Source organism: Pseudomonas entomophila, from assembly GCF_013523125.1.
Classification (GTDB): Bacteria; Pseudomonadota; Gammaproteobacteria; order Pseudomonadales; family Pseudomonadaceae; genus Aquipseudomonas; species Aquipseudomonas entomophila_B.
Genome location: NZ_JAAMQJ010000049.1, coordinates 25114 through 33445, shown reverse-complemented (window position 1 = coordinate 33445; position 8332 = coordinate 25114). Strand labels below are relative to the sequence as shown.

Here is an 8332-nt window from a genome sequence, read left to right as displayed (position 1 = left end):
GCCCGAGCATATCTACAATGCGGGCTCGATGCCCCAGGAGCGGCTCTGCTTCATGGCCTTCCCTCGATGATCAGTCGAGAACTTTGGCCTGCAAGGAGGCAAAAGTCGAGATACAAGGAGCGGCCCCTGCCGGGGCGCCGGACCGGCCGCGATTGGGCCCGACGGGCCCACAACATCCCGCACTGTGGTGCAGCATCAGTCGAGCAAAAACAGCACCCGCTGACCTGCAATCCTTACTTGCGCGGCTCCTCCTCGACGACCTCTGTCTCCGGCACGCCCCCCTGTTGCGGGTACTCCTCCTCGGTGTCTTCCGCCGCCACCGGCGCCTGCATCACGTCGTGCACCACCTGCTCGTCTACCCGTGGGTCCAGCGCAGCCGACAGCGGCGAGCCGGCTGCGGGCATGGCCACGTGGTGCAACGGCGCATCGTCGACCTGATGCAGCCCGGTCACCGCTTTCGGGCTAATCCGCCAGACCAGCACCAGCGCGAAGAACACGAAGAAGGCATACAGCATCTGCGGGCCCAGCAACTTCATCAGCACACCGGCCACCAAGGGGCCGATGCTGGCACCGACGCCGTAGGTCACCAGCAGCATGGCCGTCAACGAGACGCGGCGTTCGCTTTCGACATGGTCATTGGAGAACGCCACCGCCAACGGATAGAGGCAGAACTGCAGCAACGAGATCAGGAAACCGATGCCGAATAGCAGCTCCAGGGGCACGCCCGGCATCACTGCCAGCGGCAGTGAACTGATCGCCAGGCCAATGGCAACGGCACGGATCAGCACGGCCCGGTCATAACGGTCGGACAACCAGCCCAAAGGCCACTGCACCACCAACCCGGCGAAGATGCAAAAGCCCATGAACAGACCGACCTGTTCGGTACTCAGCCCCTGCCCTGCCGCATACACCGGCGCCAGACCGTAGAACGACCCGACGATCAGCCCCGCGCCAAGCACGGTGCTCAACGACTGCGGTACACGCTTGATGAAGAAACGCGGCTCCATCGGCGCCGGTCGCAGCGGAGCCGGGTGAATGCGGCGGGTCATGGCCACCGGCACCAGGCACAAGGCGAAGCACATCGCCACCAGCATCAGCAGTTCCGGGCCCAGCTCAGGGTGCACGACCAGAATCAGCTGGCCGAGCACCAGCCCCAGGTAGGAGAAGATCATGTACCCGCTGAACACGGCCCCGCGCTGTTTGGCGTCGGCCTGTTCGTTGAGCCAGCTCTCCAGCACCATGTACTGGCACATCATGCCCATGCCGACGATCATGCGCAGCCCGACCCAGGCCGGCAGCCAGTCGGTCATGCCGTGCCCGAGCACGGCGGCGCCGACGATGCCGGCGCAGGTCGCATAGGCGCGGATATGCCCGACACGGGCGATCAGCCGGTGACCGATCTTGCCCCCGACCGCCAGGCCGAAGTAGTTGGCGGCCATCAGCGCACCGACCCACAGGCTGTCGACCTGCTCGGCAGCCAGGCGCAGGGCCAGGTAGGTGCTGAGCAGGCCAGAACCGATCAGCATCATCAGGGCAGCGAAATACAGCGAGCGAAATGACTTCCAGATCTGTCGCATCGGCGTCCCGTAGGCTCCTTGGTGCAGGTGAAAGAAAACGAGTGGTCGGGGCGCAAGCGGCAAGCGGCAAGCGGCAAGCGGCAAGCCAAAAGCATAGGGGCTGATGCCGAATGTCGCAGGCCCGGCCCGGTCAAAAAGCATGATTGGACGCCTGCCTCGCGAACGGCTTACGCCAGCATCACGCCGCACATGAACACACGTTCGATGAACGCCTCGCGCAACAGTTCCCGGGCCAATGGGCAATGCCTCATCGTCAGAGAGCGACCCAGGCCGTCACTCACGAATGTTCAGGCCGTTGCTGGGCAACGGCAGCGCGGTCTTGTAGCGCACCTGCTTGAGCGCGAAGCTGGAACGGATGTTGGCCACGCCCGGCAGGCGTGTCAGATAGTCGAGGAATCGCTCCAGCGCCTGGATGCTGGGCAGCAGCACCCGCAGCAGGTAATCCGGGTCGCCGGTCATCAGGTAGCACTCCATGACTTCGGGCCGCTCGGCGATTTCTTCCTCGAAGCGGTGCAGCGACTGCTCGACCTGCTTTTCCAGACTCACGTGAATGAACACGTTGACGTCCAGCCCCAGCACATCGGGCGCCAACAAGGTGACTTGCTGACGAATCACGCCGGCCTGCTCCATGGCCTTGACCCGGTTGAAACAGGGGGTCGGCGACAGGTTCACGGCGCGCGCCAGGTCGGCATTGGTAATCCGGGCGTTCTCCTGCAGCTGGTTGAGAATGCCGATGTCGGTGCGATCGAGTTTTCGCATCAGAGAAACTCACCTTGTTCTTGTGGTTATGCAGAATATTTATCCGTTGCACGAGACAAAGGCAACGCACATCAGAGAAATATTCTTTCCGACTGCTCCTATCATTGAAGTGACCAAGACCTGCCTCGTACCTGCCGGCAGGCCAGCACGACTTCGAAGCTCACAACAATAATCTCGAGCGAGCGTGGACAGCATGAACGAGTACGCACCGCTGCGCCTGCACGTGCCTGAGCCTACGGGCCGGCCCGGCTGCCAGACCGATTTCTCCTACCTGCGCCTGAACGACGCAGGCCAGGTCCGCAAACCTCCGATCGACGTCGAGCCGGCCGACACCGCCGACCTCAGCCATGGGCTGATCCGCGTGCTCGACGGCCAGGGCAACGCGCTCGGCCCGTGGGCCGAGGGCATCGCGCCGCAGATCCTGCGCCAGGGCTTGCGCGCCATGCTCAAGACGCGGATCTTCGACAACCGCATGGTGGTGGCCCAGCGGCAGAAGAAGATGTCCTTCTACATGCAGAGCCTGGGCGAGGAAGCCATCGGCACGGCCCAGGCGCTGGCGTTGAACCGTGACGACATGTGCTTTCCCACCTACCGCCAGCAGAGCATTCTGATGGCACGCGACGTGTCGCTGGTGGAGATGATCTGCCAGCTACTGTCCAACGAGCGCGACCCGCTCAAGGGCCGTCAGCTGCCGATCATGTATTCGGTACGCGACGCCGGCTTCTTCACCATCAGTGGCAACCTGGCCACGCAGTTCGTCCAGGCGGTCGGCTGGGCCATGGCCTCGGCGATCAAGGGCGACACGCGGATCGCCTCGGCCTGGATCGGCGACGGTGCCACCGCCGAGTCCGACTTCCACACTGCCCTGACCTTCGCCCACGTCTACCGTGCGCCGGTGATCCTCAACGTGGTCAACAACCAATGGGCGATCTCCACCTTCCAGGCCATCGCCGGGGGCGAGGCGACGACCTTCGCTGGCCGTGGCGTGGGCTGCGGCATCGCTTCGCTGCGGGTGGACGGCAACGACTTCCTGGCGGTCTATGCCGCCTCGTGCTGGGCCACCGAGCGTGCGCGCCGCGGCCATGGCCCGACGCTGATCGAATGGGTGACCTACCGCGCCGGCCCGCACTCCACCTCCGACGACCCGTCCAAGTACCGCCCTGCCGACGATTGGCGCCACTTCCCGCTGGGCGACCCGATCGCGCGCCTGCGCCAGCACCTCGAAGCCCAGGGCCTGTGGTCGAGCGAAGAGCACGAGGCGGTCAGTGCCGAACTCGAAGCCGAAGTGATCACCGCACAGAAGGAAGCCGAACGCCATGGCACCCTTGCCAATGGCCACATTCCCAGCGCCGCATCGATGTTCGAGGACGTCTACAAAGAGATGCCCGAACACCTGCGCCGTCAGCGCCAGCAGATGGGGGTTTGACGATGAACGACTGCAACAGTGGCATCGACCTCGACACCGCCGTGCGCACCCGCGACATGACCATGATCCAAGCCCTGCGCTCGGCCATGGACCTCATGCTCGAACGCGATGACGACGTGGTGATCTACGGCCAGGACGTGGGCTATTTCGGTGGGGTGTTCCGCTGCACCGAGGGCCTGCAGACCAAGTACGGGTCATCGCGGGTGTTCGACGCCCCGATCTCTGAAAGCGGCATCGTCGGCACCGCCGTGGGCATGGGTGCCTACGGGCTGCGCCCGGTGGTGGAAATCCAGTTCGCCGACTACTTCTACCCGGCGTCCGACCAGATCGTCTCGGAGATGGCGCGGCTGCGTTACCGCTCCGCCGGCCAGTTCATCTCGCCGCTGACCCTGCGCATGCCCTGCGGGGGCGGCATCTATGGCGGGCAGACCCACAGCCAGAGCCCGGAAGCGATGTTCACCCAGGTCTGCGGCCTGCGCACGGTGATGCCGTCCAATCCCTATGACGCCAAGGGCTTGCTGATCGCCTCGATCGAGTGCGACGACCCGGTGATCTTCCTCGAGCCCAAGCGCCTGTACAACGGGCCGTTCGACGGCCACCACGACCGGCCGGTGACGCCCTGGTCCAAGCACCCGCAGAGCGCAGTCCCGGAAGGCTACTACCAGGTGCCGCTGGACAAGGCGGTGATCGTCCGCCCGGGCGACGAGGTCACGGTGATCACCTACGGCACCACCGTCTACGTAGCCCAGGTCGCGGCCGAGGAAAGTGGCGTGGACGCCGAGGTGATCGACCTGCGCAGCCTCTGGCCGCTCGACCTCGACACCCTGGTCGCGTCGGTGAAGAAGACCGGCCGCTGCGTGATCGTGCACGAGGCCACCCGCACCTGTGGCTTCGGCGCTGAACTGGTGGCCTTGGTCCAGGAGCATTGCTTCCACCACCTGGAGGCGCCCATCGAACGCGTCACCGGCTGGGACACCCCTTATCCCCACGCACAGGAGTGGGCCTACTTCCCCGGCCCTGCCCGCGTGGGCGCCGCCTTGAAACGGGTCATGGAGGTCTGAATGGGCACGCACGTCATCAAGATGCCGGACATCGGCGAAGGCATCGCCCAGGTCGAGCTGGTGGAATGGTTCGTCAAGGTCGGCGATGTGATCGGCGAGGACCAGGTGGTGGCCGACGTCATGACCGACAAGGCCACCGTGGAGATCCCGTCGCCCGTGGCGGGCAAGGTCCTGGCCCTGGGCGGCACGCCGGGGGAAGTCATGGCGGTCGGCAGCGAGTTGATTCGCATCGAGATCGAAGGCGTGGGCAATGCGACGGACACGCCTCGCGCGCAAGCGGCTGCCCCCGCAACGCCTGCGCTCGCCGAACCCCTGTCCGCTGCTTCCACACCTGCTCCTGCCCAGCCAGCTGCCGCTGCGCCTGCGCCGACCCATGAGGTGCCTGACGCCAAACCTGTCGTGAGACGGGGCCTGGCTGGCGAAAAACCGCTCGCCTCGCCTGCCGTGCGCAAACGTGCCCTGGATGCCGGGATCGAGCTGCGTTACGTGCACGGCAGCGGGCCTGCCGGACGCATCCTGCACGAAGACCTCGACGGCTTCCTGCAACGCCCCGCCACGCTGGCGCCCGGGCACGCCGGCCCGGCGCCGCGCACCGACAGCCGCCAGATCCCAGTGATCGGGCTGCGGCGCAAGATCGCCGAGCGCATGCAGGACGCCAAGCGCCGGGTCGCGCACTTCAGCTACGTCGAGGAGGTCGACGTGACGGCCCTGGAGGCGCTGCGCAAACAGCTCAACGACACCTGGGGCGAACGCCGCGGCAAGCTGACCCTGCTGCCGTTGCTGGTGCGCGCGCTGGTCGTGGCGCTGCGCGACTTCCCGCAGATCAATGCCACCTACGATGACCAGGCTCAGGTGATTACCCAGCACGGCGCCGTGCACGTGGGTATCGCCACCCAGGGCGACAATGGCCTGATGGTGCCCGTGCTGCGCCATGCCGAAGCCGGCGGACTGTGGGACAACGCGGCCGAGATCGTCCGCCTGGCCCAGGTTGCGCGTCAGGGCAAGGCCAGCCGTGAAATGCTGTCCGGTTCCACCATCACCCTGACCAGCCTTGGCGCCCTGGGCGGTATCGCCAGCACGCCGGTGATCAACGTCCCGGAGGTGGCCATCGTCGGCGTCAACCGCATGGTCCAGCGACCGGTGGTGATCGACGGGCAGATCGTGGTCCGCACCCTGATGAACCTGTCCAGCTCCTTCGACCACCGCGTGGTCGACGGCATGGACGCCGCCCGCTTCATCCAGGCCGTGCGTGGCCTGCTCGAGCAACCTGCCTGCCTGTTCGTGGAGTGACCGATGCCTGACATGCTCGATACCCAACTGCTGATCCTCGGCGGTGGCCCCGGTGGCTACGTGGCGGCGATTCGCGCCGCGCAGCTCGGCATCGCCACCGTCCTGATTGAGGGCAGCGCGCTGGGCGGTACCTGCCTGAACGTAGGCTGCATCCCGTCCAAGGCCCTGATTCATGTGGCCGAACAGTTTCACCAGGCCTGCCGGCATGCCGAGCACGCCGAGCTGGGCATCAGCGTGTCCACGCCGCGCCTGGACATCACCCGCAGCGTGGCATGGAAGGACGGCATCGTCGACCGACTGACCACGGGCGTGGCGGCGTTGCTGAAAAAGCACGGCGTCACCGTGATCCACGGGTGGGCGCGACTGCTCGATGGCAAACAGGTCGAGGTCGACGGCCGACGCATTCGCTGCGAGCACCTGCTTCTCGCCACCGGCTCCAGCAGCGTCGAACTGCCGATGCTGCCCTTAGGCGGCGCCGTCGTGTCCTCCACCGAAGCCCTGGCGCCACAGACCTTGCCGCGCCACCTGATCGTGGTCGGGGCCGGGTACATCGGTTTGGAACTGGGCATCGCCTACCGCAAGCTCGGGGTCGCGGTCAGCGTGGTCGAGTCACGTGCGCAGGTCTTGCCAGCCTACGATGCCGAGCTTGCTCAACCGGTGGCCGAGGCCGCTCGGCAATTAGGCATCGCTCTGTACCTGGGACATACCGTAGAGGGGCATGATCCCGAACAGAATCGTCTGCAGGTGCGTGATCCTGAGGGTCGACTGCTCGAACTGGAAGGCGATCGCATCCTGGTGGCCGTCGGGCGCAAGCCCCGGACCCAGGGGTTCGGCCTCGAAGGGCTGGGCCTGGCCATGCACGGCACGGCGATTGCCGTGGACGAGCGCTGCCAGACCAGCATGCGCAACGTCTGGGCGATCGGTGACGTGACCGGTGAACCGATGCTGGCGCACCGGGCCATGGCCCAGGGCGAACGGGTCGCCGAGTCGATCGCCGGCCAGCGACGGCGTTTCGACCCACGCGCCATCCCGGCCGTGTGTTTCACCGACCCGGAAGTGGTGGTGGCCGGCCTGACCCCGGACCAGGCGCATGAACAGGGCATGGACTGCCTGACGGCCCAGTTCCCGTTCGCCGCCAATGGTCGGGCGATGACCCTGGAATCCAAGCGTGGCTTCGTGCGGGTGGTGGCGCGACGGGACAATCACCTGATCCTGGGCTGGCAGGCGGTAGGGGTGGGGGTTTCCGAGCTGTCGACGGCGTTCGCGCAGTCCCTGGAGATGGGCGCACGGCTGGAGGACGTGGCAGGCACGATCCATGCGCATCCGACGTTGGGGGAAGCGGTGCAGGAGGCAGCCTTGAGGGCGTTGGGGCATGCGTTGCATGTGTGACGTGGCAAGTGGCAAGTGGCAAGTGGCAAGTGGCAAGTGGCAAGTGGCAAGTGGCAAGTGGCGTTGGATAAGGCGAGTCTGGAAAGTTTCGGGTTGTGTATCGACTTTGCGATTTTGGGGCCGCTTTGCGGCCCACGCGGCGGGCGTAGGAACGGCCCCAGCCGGGGCGCCGGACCGGCCGCGATTGGGCCTGCAAGGCCCACAAAATCAGCCATGCCTTTCCTGCATTTTGCCTATCAGGATCAGACACGCTCCAGCGTGCACCTCACCCCTCTCCCGGCTGCGCCTCGAACCACTCCGCATAAGGCGTCTGCGCCACCTTGCGCCGATTGAAATCCGGTGCGCCATCGTCCCACCACACCGGCCCGCGCTCTCCCAACGCCACCTTGGCAGTGTCCACGCGTGCCCGGGCCTGGCGCAAACGTTCAGCGTCATCCAGCTGCTTGGCCTGCTTGACCTCACGCCGCGCCGTCATCAACTCGCTGACCAGCGCCTGCCGTTGCGCCTCCGGCAGATCAGGGTTGGTGCAGCGCCATAACTGTTGCTTGACCACGAAGTAGCGGCCGTCGGGGGTACGCGGATACCGCTGGCCTACAGGTTGTTCCTGCTCACTTGTCTTTTGGCGCGGGCTCATCCTGCCTGGCCTCATCACTCAATTGCACGGCCAGACGCGCGGCCTCGACATCGTCTTCGAGGTGATACACCTTGCCGTCGTCGTCGGTCACGGCGAACAGTTCGGTTAGGTTGGGTCGTCGCAGATGCGCCGGGATGTGCTCGCCGGTCAGCTTGGTGACAGAAATGGCCATAGCGGTGCCTCAGTGCGAAGAGTG

General features: G+C 65.8%; 8 protein-coding genes. 4 read left to right on the top strand and 4 right to left on the bottom strand.

Annotated features, from left to right (window positions below):
• Positions 1 to 233: 233 nt before the first annotated feature.
• Together G7007_RS19690 and bkdR are read right to left on the bottom strand one after the other, a co-directional pair.
• On the bottom strand, positions 234 to 1577 hold the full coding sequence (locus tag G7007_RS19690) for an MFS transporter (protein WP_181104473.1): 1344 nt from the start codon (positions 1575 to 1577) through the stop codon (positions 234 to 236).
• 273 nt (positions 1578 to 1850) lie between these two features.
• Entirely contained in the window at positions 1851 to 2336 is a 486-nt protein-coding gene (bkdR, locus tag G7007_RS19685; protein WP_181104471.1) for a Bkd operon transcriptional regulator BkdR, read from the bottom strand.
• 193 nt (positions 2337 to 2529) lie between these two features.
• Here bkdR and G7007_RS19680 point away from each other — a divergent pair, with 193 nt between their 5' ends.
• From G7007_RS19680 to lpdA, 4 genes are read left to right on the top strand one after another with little or no spacing between them, the layout of a single operon-like run.
• Positions 2530 to 3762, top strand: a complete 1233-nt coding sequence (locus tag G7007_RS19680) for a 3-methyl-2-oxobutanoate dehydrogenase (2-methylpropanoyl-transferring) subunit alpha (protein ID WP_181104469.1) — start codon at positions 2530 to 2532, stop codon at positions 3760 to 3762.
• A gap of 2 nt (positions 3763 to 3764) precedes the next feature.
• Positions 3765 to 4823 (top strand): alpha-ketoacid dehydrogenase subunit beta, encoded by a 1059-nt coding sequence (locus tag G7007_RS19675; protein ID WP_181104466.1) that lies wholly within the window; start codon positions 3765 to 3767, stop codon positions 4821 to 4823.
• Positions 4824 to 6113, top strand: coding sequence for a dihydrolipoamide acetyltransferase family protein (locus tag G7007_RS19670; protein ID WP_181104465.1), 1290 nt, complete (start codon positions 4824 to 4826; stop codon positions 6111 to 6113).
• Between the two features lie 3 nt (positions 6114 to 6116).
• Entirely contained in the window at positions 6117 to 7502 is a 1386-nt protein-coding gene (lpdA, locus tag G7007_RS19665) for a dihydrolipoyl dehydrogenase (RefSeq protein ID WP_181104463.1), read from the top strand.
• A 265-nt stretch (positions 7503 to 7767) separates the two neighbouring features.
• Here the strand turns inward: lpdA and G7007_RS19660 are convergent, their stop codons facing one another.
• Together G7007_RS19660 and G7007_RS19655 are read right to left on the bottom strand one after the other, a co-directional pair.
• Positions 7768 to 8136 carry a hypothetical protein gene (locus G7007_RS19660; protein WP_181104461.1) on the bottom strand — a complete coding sequence of 123 codons (369 nt, stop codon included), beginning with the start codon at positions 8134 to 8136 and terminating at the stop codon, positions 7768 to 7770.
• Entirely contained in the window at positions 8111 to 8308 is a 198-nt protein-coding gene (locus G7007_RS19655; RefSeq protein ID WP_181104459.1) for a hypothetical protein, read from the bottom strand. Before G7007_RS19655 ends, G7007_RS19660 begins: the two co-directional genes overlap by 26 nt.
• Between the last annotated feature and the right edge of the window lie 24 nt (positions 8309 to 8332).